The sequence below is a fragment of the Arthrobacter sp. R4-81 genome, assembly GCF_054792365.1.
Genome location: NZ_CP096445.1, coordinates 2,027,862 through 2,047,200 on the forward strand (window position 1 = coordinate 2,027,862; position 19,339 = coordinate 2,047,200).

A 19,339-nucleotide genomic window follows, 5' to 3' on the forward strand; every position below is an offset into this window, starting at 1 on the left:
ATCACCAATGTCAAAGCCAAGGACGCAAATGTCACCACCAAGCCTTATAGAGGCACATTCAAATCTTTCGGAAACCGCTCCGGTGGCGCTCTCCTACGAGCTCTTCCCTCCCCGGTCGCCCGCTGCCGCCGAGTCGCTCTGGACCACCATTGGAGAACTGGAGTCCACGGACCCCGACTACGTCTCCGTGACCTACGGGGCAAGCGGCTCCAACCGGGACACCGCCGTCGAACTGATCAACCGGCTCATCCTCGAAACCACGCTCCGCCCGTTGGCGCACCTGACTTGCGTGGGCAATACGCCCGAGGAACTTGCCGGGATCATCGGTGAACTGCTCGACGTCGGCGTCCGCGGCATCTTGGCCCTGCGGGGAGACGAGCCCAAGGACGGCGCAGCGCCGGCCAACGGTTCCCTCCGTTACGCCCAGGACCTCATCGAACTGATCCGCCGCGTGGAGCAGCGCCGTTCTGCCCTGCTCTGTGCAGGCAAGGTGGCTGTCGGCGTCGCTGCTTACCCCACAAGGCACCCTGAATCGCCGAACGAGGCCCATGACGTCGAGGTGCTGCTTGCCAAGCAGCGCTCAGGGGCCGATTTCGCTATTACCCAGGTGTTCTTCCACTCCGAGCAGTACGCGGACCTGATGACAAGGGCACGCCGCGCCGGCGTCACCATCCCCATCATCCCCGGCGTTATGCCGCTGACCAGCCTCCGCCGGGTCACGCGGCTCGGCGAGCTTGCAGGTGTCGCACCGGATCCACGGCTGATGGAACGCCTCGGGTCCGCGGACAGCGACATCGAGCGCCGAAGGATTGGTGTGGCCGCCACAGTAGACCTCGCCAATGCTGCCCTGGACGCCGGTGCCCCTGGCATCCACCTCTACACCTTCAATGAGCATGCGTGTGCCCTCGATGTCCTGGACAAGCTGGCCTTGCCCCGCCCGGCCCGTCCGGCCCGCAGACTAAGTGCAATCGCACGCCGGCAGGTTCTCGCCAGCTGAATACCCGCTGGCACGTGCGGATGAACACCGTCTCCTGACGGGTGAACACCCGTCCGCTTCTTCATACCCTCCAAGAACTTCACCAACACACTTCAAGGAATCCTCACATGACTGAACAGACTGCCACCGCAGCCACAGCCTTCCCGTCCGCCTCGATCCTGGGCTACCCTCGCATCGGCCGCCGCCGCGAGCTGAAGAAAGCCGTTGAAGCCTACTGGGCCGGCAAGATCGATGCCGCTGCCCTGGACGCCGCAGCCAAGGAGATTCAGCTCGGAACGGCCAAGCGTCTGCAGGGCCTGGGGCTCAATGAGGCAGCTGCCGTTCCCGGCACCTTCTCCTTCTACGACCAGGTGCTCGACGCCGCTGCGCACCTCGGAGCGGTCCCGGCACGTTTCGGTCAGCTCCTCAACGCCGACGGCCAGCTGGACATCGACGGTTACTTCACCCTTGCCCGTGGCAACAAGGAACAGCAGCCCCTGGAAATGACCAAGTGGTTCGACACCAACTACCACTACCTCGTGCCCGAAATCGGCCCGGAGACCAACTTCGCCCTCACCTCCAACCGCATCGTTGAAGAGTTCGAGTACGCCCTGGCCAACGGCGTCGAAACCCGCCCGTACATTGTGGGTCCGGTCACCTTCCTGCTGCTCAGCAAGGCTTCCGACGACGCGCCGGCCGGCTTCAGCCCGCTGTCACGCCTCGAGGATGTCCTGCCGGTCTACACCGCTCTGCTGGAGAAGCTGGCTGCTGCCGGCGCCAGCTGGGTCCAGCTCGACGAGCCCGCCCTGGTGGTGGATCAGGACACCCCGGCCGAGGAGATCCAGGCCGCCGTCGCCCGCTCCTACGAGGTCCTTTCCGCCGCGGTCAACCGCCCACAGCTGTTCGTGTCCACGCCGTACGGTGCCCTCAACGGCCAGTTCGCAACGCTTGCCGCCACCGGCATCGACGCCCTGCACATTGACGCCTTCAAGGGCGCTGTTCCCTCCGCCGAAGAGCTCGCCGCCCTGGGCAGCAAGACCCTCGTTGCCGGCGTGGTTGACGGCCACAACATCTGGCGCAACGACCTCCAGGCCTCCGCAGACAAGATCGCTGAGCTGAAGAAGTCCGTGGCCAAGCTGGCTATCAGCACCTCCACCTCCACCCAGCACGTCCCGCACGACGTCGAGGAAGAGACCCAGCTGCCCGAACAGCTCCGCAGCTGGTTGGCCTTCGCCGACCAGAAGGCAGTGGAAGTTGTTACCCTCGCCGGCCTGCTGACCGACGCCGCTGCTGTTCAGCCCGCCATCGACGAAGCCACCCGCATCATTGCTTCCCGCGCGGAGACCGAAGGCGTCCGCCGCGCCGACGTCCGTGCCCGCACCGCGGCCCTGACTGCCGCTGACTTCAACCGCTCCGAGTACTCGGTCAGGGAAGCAGCCCAGGAAGAGGCCCTGCACCTGCCGCCGCTGCCCACCACCACCATCGGTTCGTTCCCGCAGACGTCCGAAATCCGTTCCGCCCGTGCCCGCAACAACAAGGGTGACCTCACCAACGAGCAGTACGAGACGCTCATGAAGGACGAGATCAAGCGCGTCGTGGAGCTCCAGGAAGAGCTCGGCTACGACGTCCTGGTGCACGGCGAGCCCGAGCGCAACGACATGGTCCAGTACTTCGCCGAGAACCTCGAAGGCTTCGACGTAACCGTCCACGGCTGGGTCCAGTCCTACGGCTCACGCTGCACGCGTCCGTCCATCCTGTGGGGGGACGTCACCCGCAGCGCCCCCATCACGGTGGAATGGGCCAAGTACGCCCAGTCATTGACCAGCAAGCCGATGAAGGGCATGCTCACCGGTCCGGTCACCATCCTGGCCTGGTCCTTCGTCCGCGATGACCAGCCCTTGGGCGAGACCGCCAACCAGGTTGGCCTGGCACTCCGCGACGAGATCGCCGACCTCGAAGCCGCAGGCATCAAGGTCATCCAGGTGGACGAGCCCGCACTGCGCGAGCTCCTGCCGCTTCGGAAGGCAGACCAGGCCGCTTACCTTGACTGGTCCGTGAACTCGTTCCGCCTGTCCACAGCCGGAGCTGCGGATGCAACACAGATCCACACCCACCTGTGCTACTCGGAGTTCGGCGCCATCATCGACGCCATCGACGGGCTGGACGCGGACGTCACCTCCATCGAGGCTGCCCGCTCCCGTATGGAGGTCGTCCACGACCTCGAGTCCCATGGCTTCGGCCGCGGTGTTGGCCCGGGCGTTTACGACATCCACTCGCCCCGCGTTCCGGGCAAGCAGGAAGTCACCGAACTGCTGAGCACCGCCGTCAAGCATGTCCCGTCCCGCCAGCTCTGGGTCAACCCGGACTGTGGCCTGAAGACACGTGGCTACGCCGAAACTGAAGAGTCCCTGCGCAACCTGGTTGAGGCCACCAAGACGGTTCGCGCCGAGTTGCTGGAAACCGCCAAGTAGTAATTGACTAAGTACGACGCCGGCCGGTCACCTCACAAGGTGACCGGCCGGCGTCGTACTTAACGTGACTGGTTGAGGTCAGGACTCCCAGACGATTTCGTCGTCCACTACGCCGTCTTCATCCGCCGAGGCAACCAGGACTTCATCAGTGAAGTGCTGGCCGAGGGTGAAATCGAGGACGAAATACCGCTCAGGTTGCCCAGGATAGATCCCTACGTGGCCCAGTTTCAGCGCCTTGAGGAAAACGGCGTTAGTGAGCTCGCTCTTATCCGAGACGCCGAACACCTTCTGGAGGTGCTCCTCTTTGAGTGCGTTGCTGTGGAAGCGGAGGTATTCCTGGGGGCTGGTTCCTTCTTGCTCAAGTTCGATGGCGATCATGTCCCGCACCTCGTCTACGAGCTCGGGAAGGAAGCGCAGCCGGTAGTCCACCTTGTGCATGGCAGCTTCGTCGAAATGGTCATGTGCGTTGATGTTCAGGTCCAGCTCAAGGGTCTGACCCGCCAGCTCGTGTCTGGCCGCGATATTGTGATCCCGGCCGTGATTCAGTTCAATCTCACCAAAGTGCTGGCTCGCTACCTTGTTCATGAGTTCAACATAGCCCCCAAAAGCACCGTATTTCCAGCATCCGGGATTATTTCCCCTTCGCGCCCAGACTGCTGAGTGTTTCGGCCAGAAGATCCACGAAGAGCTGGACGCGGGCGGTCTTCTTTTCGTTGAACAACAGGGCAAAGACGTTCCGGGCAAGTCGGATTTCAGGGACGTCGAGCACGACGACGCCCGGTGGCTGGCGCAGGAGGGCGAGCTCCGGAACAAGGGCGGCGCCGAGTCCCGCAGCGGCCATCTCCAGGCTCGCATGGAAATCGTCGCTGTACGCCACTACTCGCGGATGCAGGTTGCAGCCGGCGAACAGCCGCTCGATAACCGTGGCGTCACTGGTTCCCGGATGGTGCACGATCCAAGGCATCTCGGACAGGTGGTCAGCGGCCATTTTCGCGTCCGTGCGGATTCCCCAGGCGGCAGGGAGCACCACCCTGAAGTTGTCGTCACCGATCCATTGGCGGTTCAAAGTGTGGGGCCAGGCCAGCCCGGACTGACCCACCTGATAGACGAGGGCCAGGTCCAGCTCGCCGCCGGTCCGCAGGCCCTGGATCGTCTGTGACGGTTCTGCCACCGAGACGCGCAGGTCTATGCCGAGATCTTTCCAGGCCGGCTTCTGCAGGATCTTGGGGAGAACGTAGGTGGCCAGGCTGGGGAAGATGCCAAGCCTCAGTTCCTGGCTCGTGACATCGTGCGTCCTGGTGGCTGCTGCCATGAGAGCCTCAATGTCAGTCAGCACTTTGGAAGCATGCCGGGTCATCACCACTGCAGCCTCGGTGGGCAGGATGCTCTTGGCTGAACGATGGAACAGGTCCACCCCGGTGTCGCGCTCCAGGGCAGACATTTGCTGGGAGACGGCGGACGCCGTGTAGCCCAGGCGGGTGGCGGCCGCCGCAAAAGATCCCAGCCGAACCACTTCGACCAGGGTGCGGAGGTGGACGGGGTTGACCATCAGAAGTCCTTTCCTTGGCTACCTACTTGCACCAGACATGCTGATGCAACGCGCCGTCCGATCATCCTAGTTCAAAGACGCGGCGCGTTAGCTCAGAGCCGGTGAACTTCCCGACCGCCAGGGGTACGACTGCTGGGCGCCGTACGAGACCACGGATTCTGCCGCGACAGCAACGGCCAATTCCGCAGCTGCGTGCAGGCTCAAACCTTCTGCCAGTCCGGCAGCAACGGCGCCTACAAAAGCATCGCCCGCGCCGGTCGTGTCTACCGCATCAACGGCTACCGGCGGAACGTGGACGGAGCCCCGTGTCTCGCCGACGACTGCCCCGCGGGCGCCCAGCGTGACGACGACGGATTGAACGCCTGCGGAAACCAGCGAGTCCGCCAGGGCCAACCCGCTCCGCACGGCGTCGGCGTCGTGCATGAAATCGTCGTCGTGCATCTCAGGCCACGTTTGGACTTTTGCCTCCCTGGTGAGCAGCCGCAGGGCTTCGATGGCCTCATGTTCGTTAACGATCAGCACGTCAGCCGAGCGGATGCTTTCGGCTGAAAGGGGGATCACCGGAGCAAGATTCAAAACAATCAGGACTTCCGAGTCCCGCAATTCCCGGACCGTGAAATCCGTCGTGGCCAGAGGCAGTTCGCCTTGGAGCACTATCACATCACACGAGCGCAGGCGAGGAAGCGCAGCCGATACCACCGTGGCATCCACGTGATTGTTAGCCCCGGGAATCACCACGATGCTGTTCTCTGCGTTGCTGTCCACGCTCACCACCGCCAACCCGGTGGGGCCTTCAACTGCAGCTACCAGCTCAAGGCTCACTCCGCTGTCCTGGAGCAGCCTCGTTGCTTCGGAGGCGTTGGCATCACTGCCCACCGCGCCCACCATCAGCACCGTGGCTCCTTGGCGGGCAGCAGCGACCGCCTGGTTGGCGCCTTTCCCGCCCGGCGAAAGTGTCCCGCCAGTGCCCAAGACGGTTTCGCCCGCTGCAGGAAGGCGGTCCACCATCAGCAGAAGGTCGGTATTGATGGAGCCGACAACGGCAACAGTTCCCTTTGACATTGTCATGGCTTCTTTTCCCTTAATGTTGCGTTGCTGGGGGTGCTTCATGGTGGGCTTCGCGATTGCTGGACAGGCGCTGCTGGCGCTCCGCCAGGCGGTGCTGAAGCTCACGGGTTGCCGGATACAGTTCACGGTACAGGCCATAGAGCTCGTCGTAGTTCTGCCTGAGCGCAGGCTGCGGGCATACAACATGGGACGCGGGGTTCCATTCAGCGATCGAAGCGGCTGTACCAGCCTCACCGGCGGTGCCCGTGAAAAACCGCCCTGTGACGGCCTGGGCTGCGAGGAAAGCTGCACCGTAACTCGCGCCGATGGTTTTGGCCGGAACAATTTGCTCGCGTCCGGTGACGTCGGAGACAATCTGGGTCCACAGCCCGCCTTGCGTGCCGCCGCCAACGGCTATCAGTCGATCAATGGAGGCCCCGGCCTCCTCCATTCTGTCGATGTTGTGGCGTACGCCCATGGCTGTAGCCTCCAACGCTGCCCGGTAGAGATCGCCGCGGCCATGGGTGAGGGTCAATCCAGCCATAATCCCGCGCGCTTCAGGGTCGGCGATGGGCGTCCGTTCGCCGGCGAAGTAGGGCAGCATGAGCAGGCCTTTGGCACCAGGCCCGGACTCTTCTGCTTCAGCAAGCAGCTGCGGGTAATCCACCGCACCGAAGAGTTCTTTTAGCCAGCTGGTGATCGCTCCCGACGTCGCCATCCCGCCCGCAAGGGAACGCGTCCCCTCATAGGCGCCCACGGTTCCCCACAGTTCCGGCACGGCGATGCGTTTGGCCGTGGTGTGGACGAGGAACATGGTGGTGCCGTACATCAGCATGAGGTCACCCGGTTCCTGCGCTCCAACACTGACCGATTCCGTCCAGGCATCGATGGTCCCCGTTATCACCGGAATTCCCTGGGGCAGCCCGGTCTGTGCGGCCGCCTCCTCCGTCACTTGTCCGGCTGCTTCCGAGGGCCAGCGCAGCGGCGGCAGGGCAAGGCGCGGTGCAATCTCCTTGACCCAGGGCTGATACCAGTCGAGGGCTCCGGCATCGTAGAGCGGCGTGCATTGGCTGGCCGAGTGATGATCAAGTACGTATTCGCCTGTTAGCTGATACGCCAGCCAGGAAGCCGGCATGAACAGCATCCGTGCTTCCCGGGCAACCTCCGGCTCGAGTTCTTCTATCCAGGCGATTTTCGGACCCACGGCCTGCGTAGACAGCACGGAGCCGCACCTGTCCAGGATCTTGTCCGCGCCGCCGAGGCGTTCCGTCAGCTCCGCGATCTGGACGGTGGCCCGTGTGTCCACGCCGTACAGAATCGCAGGACGCAGGGGAGTGCCGCCGGCGTCGGCCAAAAGGACACACGGCCCCATCCCGCTGACGCCGACGGCGATAACAGAATCCTCGGGCGTGACGACGCTGCGGGCGATCGTCACGAACTCCTCCCACCACACGCCTGCGTCCATTTCGACCCAGCCTGGCTGCGGCCGATCGACCCGGTGCTCCAGGGTCTCGCTGCGCAGCACATTGCCGGCCAGGTCAACCAGCACGCCCTTGCTGCTGGAGGTGCCGATATCGACGCCGAGTACTACGTCCGCCATGACGGATCCCCTAAAGGTTTACGTCGCCGCAAAGGTGCACCTGGACGCCCAGTTCCTGGAAGAGGGCGGCTTTGGCCACCAGGGCCTTGTCTGCAGTCTCCGCGTCGGGCGCATAAACGACCTGCACATGGTTGGCCTTGTGCCGCGCCATGAGCTGGTCGCGCGAGACGCCATGGAGTATCGCGTGCATGATGGGCCATTCCTTGTTTGTCGCATTGAGCCGACGTTGGGTTTCTTCGTCAGGCAGCTCAATCGCGTGGCCCCGGCCAAGGTCCACATGGAGTGCACCGTCCATGATGAAAACCCGGGACCAGACAATTTCGCCGGCTTTCGATGTCCCTGACAGTGTGGAGCCGCCCTTGGGGAAGAACATAGCGGGCTGCCTGAGGCCGTGGGATTTGTCGTAGCCGCCATTGTGCGAGGCAGGAACCGAACCGGAGATCTCGAAGACCCACACGAATTCGCCGTCGTATTCCTCACCCCAGCGGATGTCATGAAGGGTGGTGGCAGGATCCAGGCCCATGGCCGTCCAGATGCGGTTGGTGACCAGCGCATCTACAGCCACACCTTCGTCCACTTCGTTGAAGTGTGGCAGCGCCGCTCCTTCGTACAGTTCCCGGGATCCGTCCCGGGATAGCACGGGCGGGCGGGAGACGTTGTTGAGCAGCCCTTCCACCAGGTCCGAGGCCGGGGTCATGTCCTTGAGGCCCTGCTGGTACTGGATGCCGATCGCGTCAACCCCGAAGTCGTCCGCAATCCTCATTGCAGCGATGTACATCTTCAGCTGTTCATGTACCTGGGCTTCCGTGAGTTCAGTGGCGTCGTCAGTGCCGAAGTGGAAAGTGAACCCCGCATCGTCCAGCCAGGTACGGATTTTCTGCGCCTCATCATCGGCAACCTTCCGCATTTCGGCCACCAGTCCCGACTGCGAAAGGCGCTCCTTGTAGATACCCAGCGGGTTCAGCAGCTCGTCGTCGATGATTGCGTTGTACATGCCCATGCAGCCTTCATCGAACACGCCGATGATGGCCTTTTCCTGCCGCAGCTGCTGTGCCAGGGCCTGGCCCAATCGTGCCTCGTCGGAGTCCGGGAGCCCTCCCAGATCGCGAACATGGCTGACGTCATGCCGGATAGTGCCCGTTTCAAGCCATTCCCCCACTTTTTCCGTTGCCCACTCGTCAGTGAAGTCTTTGCTCCACAGCGAGGAGTACGCCACCCCTGCCTTGGTCAGCGAAGCGGTCAGGTTCAGCAGGCCGACCAGGCCCGGGAAATCGCCGGCCCAGTTGGCCACGATCAGAATGGGTCCCTGGTGTGAGCGCAGCCCGGCCAACACATGATGGCTGTACTGCCACACGGCATCAACCACCACCAGGGGAGCCGTGGCGGGAACGTTCCGGAAAACCTCCAGCCCGGCGCGCTGGCTGTCGATGAAACCGTGGCCGGTCTCCGGATCCACTTCGTGTGCCCGGTGGACCTGGAAACCGAAGCGTTCGACGGCGGCGGAGAAGTCCGCTTCCAGCTTCTGCTGGGTGGGCCAGCCGGCCGTGTTGGCGCTGAGGCGGAGGTCCCCGCTTGCGACGGTGTAGACGGTCTTTTCCTGAAGGGCCGGCAACTGGAGCTGCTCGGGGAATGCGTAGGTGGTCACGTAAATCTCCTCGGGTTTGGAACGGTTTAGGCGCTCGCAGGGTTCAGGAATTGAGGGCAGCGGCCTGGTGGAGCTCGCTGCGCAGAGAGTCATCGATTGCCGGCATCGGCATGCGCGAGGCCCATTCGCCGTCGACGTTTACCGAGACCGCCTCCTTCAGGCGGATGATGGACGGCCCAGCCAAGCGGACCAGCTCCACTACGGTCTTCTGCACGGATTGCGCTTCGTCGCTAATTCCGTCACCCTTCTGCGGGGAGGCGTCGAGGGCAGCGGCGAGGCGGGCGAAGGTCTCCGGGAATGCAGCGGACACGCCGGACACCACTCCAGTGCCGCCGTTTTCAAGGACCTGCGGCAGGGTGGAATCGTCGCCGGAATATACTTCCTGCCCGGGTTGGAGCTCAGCGGAATAGGCCACCAGATCCAAGGTGGCAGCTCCCGAGAGTTTTGTGCCGCGAACCCCTGGCAGTGCCATGATTTCCCGGAACGCACCAGTGGAGACGGTGATGCCTGTGCGCTCTGGGAAGAGATAGACGTAATGATCGATCCCGGGGAGGGAAGCTGTAACGCCGCGGAAGAATTCGACGACGGCGGCGTCATCGGCAGGCAGGTAATAGGGGCTGAGGGTTGCCATCCGGGTAATCCCGAGTGCCGCGGCGGCCTTGCCGAGCCGGACCACCTGGCGGAGGCTGGGGTGGCCGATGTGGCCGATCACGCGTTCCGTGCCGAGAACCAGGCAGGCGCGGCGGAAGGCTTCGAGCCGTTCGTCGTCGTCCAGAGCCGGGAACTCGCCGGTGGTTCCGGCAACCAGGGCTCCGTGCACATGCGGGGAAATGCGTTGCAGCAGGGCGTCGTAGCTGTCCCACTCGATGGTGCCTTCGGCAGTGAAGGGAACGGGGAGGGCGCTGATAATCTGCGCGGTCATGAGGAAGCCTCTCGGTGTGGTTCAGAATGCTGTTGTTCTGGGTCGGTTAACAATTTGAGGGGTACGGTCGCGCAGGCAATGGCCCTGCGCTGCCAGGTGTAGGTAATGATCAGATCCTCGCCGAGCACCACCGCGGCCGGGTAGGAGTATTCGCCGGTACCGTCCGTGCGCACTCCTTCATCCCTAGGCTGGAAGCCCGTGGCGGATTCTCCGGGGAGGCTTGGTTCAAAGCCGTCCAAAGGCGTCAGGCCATCTTCGACGACGACGGCAGGCTCCCAGTGGCGGCCTTCGTCGGAGACGGAGACAACAAGTGGGCACCGTGAGCCCCAGTTTGCGTTGGTGGGGTTGTGGACGCAGGCGAGGGTCCAGTCAGGTAACCGGGCCACCGTGAGGCCGCTGTTGTTGTTGGGCAGCGCGCTCGGTTCTGCAAACGAGAAGGTCCGTCCGCCGTCGTCCGAGAAGGAGACGTAGGCCCGGCCCTCGGTGGACCGCATCAGCGCGCCGACTGAGCTGCCATTGGCCCAGAGCGCCGGCTGGATGATCCCTGCACCTGTAAGCCCATTGCGGGGGAGTGGAATGGGCGAGGAAGTCCACGTCGAGCCGCCGTCAGTGGAGCGGTCAACGAAACACTCCCATACAGCCCCGGCGGGATCCCACTTCTCGGTGGAGCCCGGTGCCAGCCAAGCTCCGTCCGCCGTCTGGATGGGAGGGTTCTTAACCGGTCCGCGCCCACCGCTGTCACCTGGAACAAGTTCCCTGGCCTCGCCCCAGGTGGTGCCTTCATCTGTGCTTGTGCACACCCAGGTGCTCCAGGAGGAGATGCGATCCCCGCGTTTGTGGAAAAGCCAGACTTCGCCGTTGGGGGCGAGGGCAAGCACTGGATTCCAATGGGCAATGTGGGTAGTCCCTGCGATGATGCGCGGCTCACTCCAGATGCCGTCGCTGTCACGTCTGGAGCTCCAGATCCGGTTGTCGGCAGTGCCCTCTTCGGTTCCAGCGAACCAGGCGCACAACAGCCGATCTCCAATAGCGAGCACTGTTGATGCATGGCACTGGCGCCACAGCCTCCCGAACGCATGGTGCGGGGACGCCACCCACTCACGCGCCACCCCGGAGGTGATGGTGGCAGTACTCATTTCTTTTCCGTCACCTGACCGGCTGCTTCCCGCCGCGTCCGCTCTGCGAGCTGTTCTTCGAGGGAGGCAGCGCCGCCCATGCCCTGACGCGCACTGCGAACCTTGGCAATGATGGGCAGAGCCAACGAGACAGTGGCCAGCAACAGCAGCACCAAGGATATGGGATGGGTGACGAGGATCTCAGGACCATCGATCAGGAGTGCACGGCGCAGGTTGGATTCGGCCAGGGGACCAAGCAGCAGCCCCAGCACTACAGGGCCGGCGGGGAACCCGGTCCGCTTCATGATCAGGCCAATGACGCCGGCTATGAGCATGACGATCACGGTGTACATGTTGTTGGTGACGGTGTAGGTCCCTACCAGGCAGAAAATCAGGATGGCTGACCAAATGTAGTGGTTCGGCAAATCCATGAGCCTGACCATCCCACGCATGCGCACTAGGCTCACGATCAGCGAGACAACCGTGGCGATGATCATGATTGCCGCGATCGAGACCACGAGTTCAGGACTGTTGCTGAACAGCTGCGGCCCGGGCTGGAGACCCCAGATGACCATGGATCCGATCATCACTGCCATCACGGAATCACCGGGGATACCCAATGCCATGGTGGTGGTGAGGGATCCTCCCAGCGTGCCGCTGGAAGCGCTGTCTGCGGCGGTAATGCCTTCGATGGAGCCTTTGCCGAACTTGTCCTTTTCTTTCGAGATTGCCCGCGCCCGGTCCCAGCCGATCAGGCCGGCGATATCCCCGCCGGCAGCCGGCACGACCCCCACGAATACACCTATGCCGGTGCCCAGGGCCATGGGCTTGCCCATCTGCTTGTACTCCGCCTTGTTGGGCCACCACCTCCCCAAGGAGGAAATGGGCTTGATCTTGTGCTCGTGGTGGGTGAGGAGCTGGTCAAAGAGCTCCGCGATACCGAAGAGGCCGATGATGATGGCGATGAAGTCCAGCCCACCGGCAAGATCATTGATGCCAAAAGTGAATCGTCGGTCCCCGGTGATCGGGTCCCGGCCGACGGCGCCGAGCACCAGGCCGACGATGCCCGCGAGAAGCCCCTTAATAATGGATTTCGACGAGATAGACACCATGATGGTCAAACCGAAGACCACGAGTGCGAACATTTCCGCTGGACCAAAGTTCAAGGCGACCGCGGCCACAGGTTGCGCCGCCACGATGAAGACAACGATCGAAACGAGGATGGCCACGGTCGACGCGATCGACGAGATGACAAGAGCCAATCCCGCACGGCCATCTTTCGCCATCGGATAGCCGTCGAAGGTGGTGGCTATGGCCGCCGGAGTTCCGGGGGTGTTGACCAGGATGGACGGGACGCGGTCCCCATAGTTGGCTCCGACATAGATGCTGAGGAGTACCGCAAGACCTTGCACGGGTTCCAGCGTCAGCGTGAATCCGGATGCCAGTGCGACGGCCATCGATCCGGTGACACCTGGGAAGACCCCCACGAGTGTTCCCACGGCGAGGCCGATGATCAGGCACAGCAGGGTAACGGGATCCGTGACGGCGCTGAGTCCAGCTTCCAAAGCATTCATAGCGGCACTTTCAGCAGTAGGTTGAACAGGGCATAGATCAGGGCTGCCATTACAACCGGGTAGATGAGCAGCGCCCGGACTCCCCGTCCGCCCCCAATGGCGGTCACCACGGCAATGAACACCGGGGCCGTAAAGACGAAGCCGAGAAGGGGCCATGCCGCGAGGAACGCGATGGTGGCGGCCACTGTGAGGAGCAGCCGCAGCCATCCTGGCCGGGTGGAGGCTTCGAGTTCGGATCGTGATTGTGGCGGACGGAGAACAGCGATGAGCAGCAGCACGATGGAGAGTGCAAGTCCCAGTCCGCCCAGCAACTGCGGCCAGGACCGCGGCGTCATGCCCGGCTGTTCAATCCGAAGCTCGATGGCCCCGCCCAGCAGGTAGACCGCGGCTGTGAGGCCGACGGCGGCAGCAGCCACTGCGATTTCGAGCCACTTTGAGGGGCTGGCGGAGGCAGAAGCAACCGGTGCTTCTGCCTCCTCGCCCGGCGCGACAGTCATACCAGCCGGCTCGACGCCGTTAGGCACCTGCGCCTCGGCCTTACGGTCCCGGCGATTGAGGGGACTGGCGTTCATGATCAGCTCTTCTTCAGGAGCTTGCCGAAGCGCTCGTACTCGCTGTCAATGAAGGAAGTGAAGTCCTCAGGCGACTTGTAGACCGGCAGAGCCCCGCCCTTGGAGATCGTGTTGATGAAGCCTTCTGACTTGGCTGACTTCTCGATTGCACTTGCAAGGCGGTCACGGACTTCAGCGGGCAGATCCTTGGGAGCATAGACACCACCCCAGCCACCGAATTCAAGGTCATATCCAAGTTCCTTTGCGGTGGGGACGTCCTTGATCAGCGGGTGACGCTCGTTGTGGAGCACAGCGAGGGCACGGATCTGGCCGGCATTGTGCGCAGCCTGTGATTCAGAGGTCCCGCCTACTGCCCCGTCCACTTGTTTGCCGATGACGGCTGCAACTGCTGGGGCACCGCCGTCGAACGGTACAGGAACTATCTGGGCACCGGTGGCTTCGGCGAGGCCCAGCTCTGCTGCTTCCCAGATCGAACCGGGGCCTGAGTTTGCCATGTTCAGCGGCTCGTTCTTACCGGCAGCCACCAGGTCGTCGAGTGTCTTAATGGGGCTGTCCGTGGGAACAGAAACGACGCCGGGTGCGAGCATGATCTGTCCGAGGAAGTCATAGTTCGCTGGATCGACGTCGAAGCCCTGGTGTCCGAGCATGGAGATTTCCACCGGGACGAAGCCGATGGTGTAGCCGTCAGGATTAGCATCCGCAACGTACTGCATGGCTGTGGAACCGGAAGCACCTGGACGGTTTTCCACGATTACGGACACGCCGAGGTCCTTCTCAAGCTCGGCAGCGAGGGCGCGGGAGGCAAGGTCGGAACCGCCACCAGCCGCAGCCTGGACTATGAAGGTGATGTCCTTTTCCGGATAGTTAGCCGCAGCGGGCGCACCACCGGTTCCGCCACCTCCTCCCTGGCATGCTGTGAGCGCGAGGGCAGCAGCGGAAAAAACGCTGGCAAAGGTGAGACTGCGAGACTTTTTCATGATCCAACTTCCTTGTTGTTGCGGTGCGGGTGGTGCTTGGCTCTGAGAGCCGTTGTTTCAGGATTCGTTGTGGAGCCGGCTGAAGGCCTTGGTTAGGCGGTCGCGGGAACCCTGCAAATGGAGTCGAAGCATGTCCACAGCCTTTTGCAGCTCGCCCTCGCGCAGCGTTGTATAGAGATCGAGGTGGTCCTGATAGATGGGTTCAAGGTCGCGCTCTTCAGCATTGGTCAGCTGAAGCATCACCGAGAACGTGGGTTCGTATTGCTTCCACATACTCTCCAATCGCTTGGTGCCGCTAACTGTGTAAAACGCCGAGTGGAAGCTGAGATCGGCTCGGGCGAATCCAAGAGAATCCTTCGCCTGTGCACGGTCCTTCATGGCCTCCAGGCTTTGCAGCACTGGCTCCCAGTCGGCATCCTCGGATTTTCCGTAGGCCAGTTCCATAGCTTTGACTTCGAGAAGCTCCCGCAGCTCGTAGAGCTCCTCAACATCTGAGGCACGGAGGCCCACGGCAAAGACACCCCGCCGCCGGCTTTCAACCAGCCCCTCCGCCTCGAGCTGACGGAAGGCATCGCGGATGGGACCGCGGCTAACGCCGAAACTGGCGGACACTTGCGACTCAACCAAGTGAGTTCCGGGAGGGATTTCGCTGGCCACGATTGCGTGGCGCAACTGTGAAACCACTTGGGCGCCCAAGCCCTCTGCTTGGGATATGGGGCGTTCCCCATTGGTGAAAAGCAGGCTCGTCATCGTTGACTACTTCCTCCGTCGCTCTTGGCTTGGCGCTCGGTTTACGGTTAACCGTTTACTGTTTACCAATTTAGAGCGTGACATGAGACACGTCAAGGGTGAAGGGCTACGAACCCTAGGCAAGTTAGAAAGGCCAAGGCGAAGGGAGGGATGCGTCGCGGGTGGGGTCACCCGCCGAACGTCAAAAGCGTTCTTTTCAGGACCTTTTGCGGTACCTGAGATAGACCACGCCGCAGGCGAAGCGGCGCTCCTCCAGCAATTCGACCCCAAGGCGGACGTCGTCGGGCAGGAACTGCTTGCCCCCTCCGACGATCATGGGCGTGACATAGACACGGTATTCATCCACCAGCCCTGCCCTGATGGCCTGGGCAGCAAGAACCGGACCGGAAACAGAGATATCCCGGTCCGCCGTTTCCTTCAACTGCCGGACTGCTGCGGGGTCGAAACTCCGCTCGATTCTGGTCCTGGTGCTGGATACGGTGTCGAGCGTAGTGGAGTAGAGCACCTTATCCGCCTGCTTCCAGATCCGGGCGAAATCCCGTATGGCAGGGGGCTCGTCGTCTAGCTGAAGAGTCTCCCACCAGACCATCACTTCGTACATTCGGCGCCCCAGGAGGAACGTGCCAACGAGCCCTTCATTGTGGTTGATGAACGTGTGGACTTCTTCGTCCGGAGCACTCCAGTCGAAGTTTCCATCGCGGTCCGCTATGTAGCCGTCGAGGGACGTGATCCCGCTGTAGATCAATTTCGCCATGGCCACTCGGCCTTCCTTGTCGGTTCCAGGCTTATCGGTTGCAGGCTCGTGCAGGTGGTTCGACCCTAGGCCAGGGCAACAGTGGCGTCCAGCGTTTCAAGGGGAGGGCCGCGACACGCCGTCCACGAAGCGACACGCTGGGGTTTAAATGTGGCTAAGTACTCCACAGGGTGTGGATTAAGTCCGCCAAAACAGGAGAAATACGGACATTTTGAAGGACCTTGCCTGTGGATTAACGGTGCATTAAATGACATACTTGTAATACATCATCTTGGGGTTCCGCAGAGGAACGTGCACTACATGTAGTATCGAGTTACTGATTGATCGGGGAATCAGCGAAGACAACAAACTGGTTCAGTGTGGCTCAGGCAGCTTGAACCAGGGGCAGTAACGGACAAGGAATCCCAGTTCCGGTTGCGGCCTACGGATAACGAAGAGTTCAACAAAGGGGACAGGGACCATGACCGTTACGGTTTACACGAAACCGGCCTGTGTTCAGTGCAACGCGACATACCGCGCGCTGGACAAGAAGGGCATCACATACCAGAGCGTCGACATTTCGCAGGATGCGGATGCCCTCGAGCGCCTGAAGGCCCTCGGCTACATGCAGGCACCAGTTGTGGTCACCGACCAGGATCACTGGTCCGGCTTCCGTCCGGACAAGATCGAGGAACTGGCCATGCTGGCCACTTCCTCCGTCGCATAGCACGGGCTCAAGCGCCCGAAACAAGCACAGGTGAGGTGACTCCCATGGCAGCACTGGCAATGGCCGATGCTCGGGTTGGAGCACAGGCCGTCAACACCACTCACAGCGCACTTATCTATTTTTCCTCCACGTCGGAGAACACCAAGCGCTTCGTCGACAAGCTTGGACGGGATTCGGCGCGGATTCCGCTCTACGCGAGCGAGAGTCCGTTGGTCGCTACTGAACCTTTTGTGCTGGTGTTGCCAACGTATGGCGGGACCGGGGGAGAGGGCTCGGTTCCCAAGCAGGTTATCCGTTTCCTCAACAATCCGCAGAACAGGAACCTCATCCGCGGGGTTATTGGCGCGGGAAACACGAATTTCGGGGACAACTACTGCATGGCGGGCGACATCGTCGCCGCCAAGTGCAAGGTCCCACACCTCTATCGATTTGAACTTATGGGGACGCCAGACGACGTCCGCCTGGTCAACCAAGGATTGGACAAGTTTTGGACACGACTGTCGCAGACACAGAAGTAACCGCCGTCGCCCCCACTAAGCCGGCGCTGCCGGCTGCCTACAAAGGCCTCGGCTATCACGAACTGAACGCGATGCTGAACCTCTACGGTCCCAACGGAGAGATCCAGTTCGAGGCAGACCGCGAAGCGGCTCACCAATACTTCCTGCAGCACGTGAACAACAACACGGTCTTCTTCCATGACCTTGAGGAGAAGCTCGACTACCTGGTGAAGAACCAGTACTACGAGCGCGAAACTCTCGACCAGTACACGATGAACTTCATCCGCGAACTCTACAAGCGCGCGTACCAGAAGAAGTTCCGCTTTGAAACCTTCCTTGGCGCATTCAAGTTCTATACCTCATACACGCTGAAGACGTTCGACGGCAAGCGTTTCCTGGAGCGCTACGAGGACCGCGTCTGCATGGTGGCCCTGCACCTCGCCCGAGGCGACGAGCAGCTTGCCCTCCAGATGGCGGACGAGATCATAGAGGGGCGTTTCCAGCCTGCGACTCCTACCTTCCTGAATGCAGGCAAGCGCCAGCGCGGCGAGTTGGTGTCCTGCTTCCTGTTGCGTATCGAAGACAACATGGAATCGATCGGCCGCTCCATCAACTCGGCCCTGCAGCTGTCCAAGCGCGGCGGCGGCGTGGCTTTCGCGCTGACCAACATCCGCGAAGTGGGAGCGCCCATCAAGCAGATTGAGAACCAGTCCTCCGGCGTCATCCCTGTGATGAAGCTCCTCGAGGACAGCTTCTCCTACGCAAACCAGCTCGGTGCCCGCCAGGGTGCCGGAGCGGTGTACCTGCACGCCCACCACCCGGACATCTACCGGTTCCTGGACACCAAGCGGGAGAACGCGGACGAGAAGATCCGCATCAAGACCCTCTCCCTCGGCGTCGTGATTCCTGACATCACCTTCGAGCTGGCCAAGAAGGACGAGGACATGTACCTGTTCTCGCCGTACGACGTCGAACGCGTCTACGGGATGCCGTTCTCTGACGTCTCGGTCACCGAGAAGTACTACGAGATGGTGGACGATTCCCGGATCAAGAAGACCAAGATCAAGGCGCGCGAGTTCTTCCAGACCCTCGCCGAGATCCAGTTCGAATCCGGCTACCCGTACATCATGTTCGAGGACACCGTGAACCGGGCCAACCCGATCGACGGCAAGATCATCATGTCCAACCTGTGCTCGGAGATCCTCCAGGTCTCCCAGCCCACCACGTACAACGACGACCTCTCCTATGCCGAGACCGGCAAGGACATCTCCTGCAACCTGGGCTCGCTGAACATCGCGAAGACCATGGATTCACCGGACTTCGGCCTGACCATCGAGACGGCCATCCGGTCCCTCTCAGCCGTTTCGGACATGTCCAACATCACCTCGGTGCCCTCCATCGCCAAGGGCAACGACCAGTCGCACGCCATCGGCCTGGGCCAGATGAACCTGCACGGTTACCTTGCCCGCGAGCGGGTCCACTACGGCTCCGAAGAGGGCTTGGACTTCACCAACATCTACTTCTACTCGGTTGTGTACCACGCAGTCCGCGCCTCCAATAAGCTGGCCATCCAGACCGGCCAGACTTTCGGCGGCTTCGAGAAGTCCAAGTACGCTTCGGGCGAGTTCTTCGACAAGTACACCGAGCAGGAATGGGTTCCGAAGACTGAGAAGGTCAAGGAGCTCTTCAAGAACGTCCACATTCCCACGCAGGATGACTGGCGCGAACTGAAGGCTTCGGTCATGGAGCACGGCATCTACAACCAGAACCTGCAGGCTGTTCCGCCCACGGGCTCCATCAGCTACATCAACAACTCCACCTCCTCGATCCACCCGGTGGCATCCAAGATCGAAATCCGCAAGGAAGGCAAGCTGGGACGCGTGTACTACCCGGCGCCCTACCTCACCAACGACAACCTGGAGTACTACCAGGACGCGTATGAGATCGGCTACGAGAAGGTTATCGACACCTACGCCGCTGCCACCCAGCACGTGGACCAGGGCCTGAGCCTGACGCTGTTCTTCAAGGACACCGCCACCACCCGCGACATCAACAAGGCGCAGATCTACGCGTGGCGCAAGGGCATCAAGACCATCTACTACATCCGTCTCCGCCAGCTCGCGCTGGAGGGCACCGAGGTGGAAAACTGCGTCTCGTGTATGTTGTAACCGAAATCGGTTGATT

17 protein-coding genes are annotated in these 19,339 nt (G+C 62.0%); 5 read left to right on the plus strand and 12 right to left on the minus strand.

Annotation, left to right across the window (positions count from 1 at the left end):
• Positions 1 to 28 precede the first annotated feature (28 nt).
• Complete coding sequence (locus tag M1E05_RS09560) at positions 29 to 997, plus strand: methylenetetrahydrofolate reductase (RefSeq protein ID WP_461165096.1); 969 nt, start codon at positions 29 to 31, stop codon at positions 995 to 997.
• Between the two features lie 107 nt (positions 998 to 1,104).
• Positions 1,105 to 3,447 carry a 5-methyltetrahydropteroyltriglutamate--homocysteine S-methyltransferase gene (gene metE, locus M1E05_RS09565; RefSeq protein ID WP_461165097.1) on the plus strand — a complete coding sequence of 781 codons (2,343 nt, stop codon included), beginning with the start codon at positions 1,105 to 1,107 and terminating at the stop codon, positions 3,445 to 3,447.
• A 78-nt stretch (positions 3,448 to 3,525) separates the two neighbouring features.
• Here the strand turns inward: metE and M1E05_RS09570 are convergent, their stop codons facing one another.
• The 12 genes from M1E05_RS09570 to M1E05_RS09625 all read right to left on the minus strand — a co-directional run bounded on the left by M1E05_RS09570 (position 3,526) and on the right by M1E05_RS09625 (position 15,952).
• Positions 3,526 to 4,032: a DUF2004 domain-containing protein gene (locus tag M1E05_RS09570; RefSeq protein ID WP_458111111.1), complete on the minus strand. Its 507-nt coding sequence runs from the start codon at positions 4,030 to 4,032 to the stop codon at positions 3,526 to 3,528.
• Positions 4,033 to 4,078: 46 nt separating this feature from the next.
• Positions 4,079 to 4,996: a LysR family transcriptional regulator gene (locus tag M1E05_RS09575; RefSeq protein ID WP_458111110.1), complete on the minus strand. Its 918-nt coding sequence runs from the start codon at positions 4,994 to 4,996 to the stop codon at positions 4,079 to 4,081.
• Positions 4,997 to 5,083: 87 nt separating this feature from the next.
• Complete coding sequence (locus M1E05_RS09580) at positions 5,084 to 6,058, minus strand: ribokinase (protein ID WP_461165098.1); 975 nt, start codon at positions 6,056 to 6,058, stop codon at positions 5,084 to 5,086.
• A gap of 19 nt (positions 6,059 to 6,077) precedes the next feature.
• Positions 6,078 to 7,643 (minus strand): FGGY-family carbohydrate kinase, encoded by a 1,566-nt coding sequence (locus M1E05_RS09585; protein WP_461165099.1) that lies wholly within the window; start codon positions 7,641 to 7,643, stop codon positions 6,078 to 6,080.
• Positions 7,644 to 7,653: 10 nt separating this feature from the next.
• A complete protein-coding gene (locus M1E05_RS09590) occupies positions 7,654 to 9,288 on the minus strand; it encodes a fucose isomerase (RefSeq protein ID WP_461165100.1) in 1,635 nt (544 codons plus the stop codon).
• A gap of 43 nt (positions 9,289 to 9,331) precedes the next feature.
• On the minus strand, positions 9,332 to 10,210 hold the full coding sequence (locus M1E05_RS09595) for a dihydrodipicolinate synthase family protein (protein WP_458111106.1): 879 nt from the start codon (positions 10,208 to 10,210) through the stop codon (positions 9,332 to 9,334).
• Positions 10,207 to 11,346 carry a sialidase family protein gene (locus tag M1E05_RS09600; RefSeq protein ID WP_461165101.1) on the minus strand — a complete coding sequence of 380 codons (1,140 nt, stop codon included), beginning with the start codon at positions 11,344 to 11,346 and terminating at the stop codon, positions 10,207 to 10,209. Before M1E05_RS09600 ends, M1E05_RS09595 begins: the two co-directional genes overlap by 4 nt.
• Complete coding sequence (locus M1E05_RS09605; protein WP_461165102.1) at positions 11,343 to 12,899, minus strand: tripartite tricarboxylate transporter permease; 1,557 nt, start codon at positions 12,897 to 12,899, stop codon at positions 11,343 to 11,345. The genes M1E05_RS09600 and M1E05_RS09605 overlap by 4 nt, the downstream gene beginning before the upstream one ends.
• Entirely contained in the window at positions 12,896 to 13,471 is a 576-nt protein-coding gene (locus tag M1E05_RS09610; protein WP_458111103.1) for a tripartite tricarboxylate transporter TctB family protein, read from the minus strand. The genes M1E05_RS09605 and M1E05_RS09610 overlap by 4 nt, the downstream gene beginning before the upstream one ends.
• 2 nt (positions 13,472 to 13,473) lie before the next feature.
• Complete coding sequence (locus M1E05_RS09615) at positions 13,474 to 14,448, minus strand: tripartite tricarboxylate transporter substrate binding protein (protein ID WP_461165103.1); 975 nt, start codon at positions 14,446 to 14,448, stop codon at positions 13,474 to 13,476.
• Positions 14,449 to 14,505: 57 nt separating this feature from the next.
• The gene (locus tag M1E05_RS09620; RefSeq protein WP_458111101.1) at positions 14,506 to 15,198 is read right to left on the minus strand and encodes a GntR family transcriptional regulator; all 693 of its coding nucleotides are present in this window, start codon (positions 15,196 to 15,198) and stop codon (positions 14,506 to 14,508) included.
• Positions 15,199 to 15,394: 196 nt separating this feature from the next.
• Positions 15,395 to 15,952, minus strand: coding sequence for a dihydrofolate reductase family protein (locus M1E05_RS09625; RefSeq protein ID WP_461165104.1), 558 nt, complete (start codon positions 15,950 to 15,952; stop codon positions 15,395 to 15,397).
• 460 nt (positions 15,953 to 16,412) lie between these two features.
• Between M1E05_RS09625 and nrdH the strand changes: the two genes are divergently transcribed.
• From nrdH to nrdE, 3 genes are all read left to right on the plus strand, one after another.
• Positions 16,413 to 16,658: a glutaredoxin-like protein NrdH gene (gene nrdH / locus M1E05_RS09630; RefSeq protein ID WP_247045862.1), complete on the plus strand. Its 246-nt coding sequence runs from the start codon at positions 16,413 to 16,415 to the stop codon at positions 16,656 to 16,658.
• A gap of 44 nt (positions 16,659 to 16,702) precedes the next feature.
• Positions 16,703 to 17,176 carry a class Ib ribonucleoside-diphosphate reductase assembly flavoprotein NrdI gene (gene nrdI, locus M1E05_RS09635; protein WP_461165105.1) on the plus strand — a complete coding sequence of 158 codons (474 nt, stop codon included), beginning with the start codon at positions 16,703 to 16,705 and terminating at the stop codon, positions 17,174 to 17,176.
• Between the two features lie 71 nt (positions 17,177 to 17,247).
• The gene (gene nrdE, locus M1E05_RS09640; protein WP_461165222.1) at positions 17,248 to 19,323 is read left to right on the plus strand and encodes a class 1b ribonucleoside-diphosphate reductase subunit alpha; all 2,076 of its coding nucleotides are present in this window, start codon (positions 17,248 to 17,250) and stop codon (positions 19,321 to 19,323) included.
• Positions 19,324 to 19,339 lie beyond the last annotated feature (16 nt).

Bases quoted from the DNA above. Each gene is read 5' to 3' on its own strand.
- M1E05_RS09560 (WP_461165096.1), top strand. From the start codon at position 29: ATGTCACCACCAAGCCTTATAGAGGCACATTCAAATCTTTCGGAAACC.
- metE (WP_461165097.1), top strand. From the start codon at position 1,105: ATGACTGAACAGACTGCCACCGCAGCCACAGCCTTCCCGTCCGCCTCG.
- M1E05_RS09570 (WP_458111111.1), bottom strand. From the start codon at position 4,032: ATGAACAAGGTAGCGAGCCAGCACTTTGGTGAGATTGAACTGAATCAC.
- M1E05_RS09575 (WP_458111110.1), bottom strand. From the start codon at position 4,996: ATGGTCAACCCCGTCCACCTCCGCACCCTGGTCGAAGTGGTTCGGCTG.
- M1E05_RS09580 (WP_461165098.1), bottom strand. From the start codon at position 6,058: ATGTCAAAGGGAACTGTTGCCGTTGTCGGCTCCATCAATACCGACCTT.
- M1E05_RS09585 (WP_461165099.1), bottom strand. From the start codon at position 7,643: ATGGCGGACGTAGTACTCGGCGTCGATATCGGCACCTCCAGCAGCAAG.
- M1E05_RS09595 (WP_458111106.1), bottom strand. From the start codon at position 10,210: ATGACCGCGCAGATTATCAGCGCCCTCCCCGTTCCCTTCACTGCCGAA.
- M1E05_RS09600 (WP_461165101.1), bottom strand. From the start codon at position 11,346: ATGAGTACTGCCACCATCACCTCCGGGGTGGCGCGTGAGTGGGTGGCG.
- M1E05_RS09605 (WP_461165102.1), bottom strand. From the start codon at position 12,899: ATGAATGCTTTGGAAGCTGGACTCAGCGCCGTCACGGATCCCGTTACC.
- M1E05_RS09610 (WP_458111103.1), bottom strand. From the start codon at position 13,471: ATGAACGCCAGTCCCCTCAATCGCCGGGACCGTAAGGCCGAGGCGCAG.
- M1E05_RS09615 (WP_461165103.1), bottom strand. From the start codon at position 14,448: ATGAAAAAGTCTCGCAGTCTCACCTTTGCCAGCGTTTTTTCCGCTGCT.
- M1E05_RS09620 (WP_458111101.1), bottom strand. From the start codon at position 15,198: ATGACGAGCCTGCTTTTCACCAATGGGGAACGCCCCATATCCCAAGCA.
- M1E05_RS09625 (WP_461165104.1), bottom strand. From the start codon at position 15,952: ATGGCGAAATTGATCTACAGCGGGATCACGTCCCTCGACGGCTACATA.
- nrdH (WP_247045862.1), top strand. From the start codon at position 16,413: ATGACCGTTACGGTTTACACGAAACCGGCCTGTGTTCAGTGCAACGCG.
- nrdI (WP_461165105.1), top strand. From the start codon at position 16,703: ATGGCAGCACTGGCAATGGCCGATGCTCGGGTTGGAGCACAGGCCGTC.
- nrdE (WP_461165222.1), top strand. From the start codon at position 17,248: ATGCTGAACCTCTACGGTCCCAACGGAGAGATCCAGTTCGAGGCAGAC.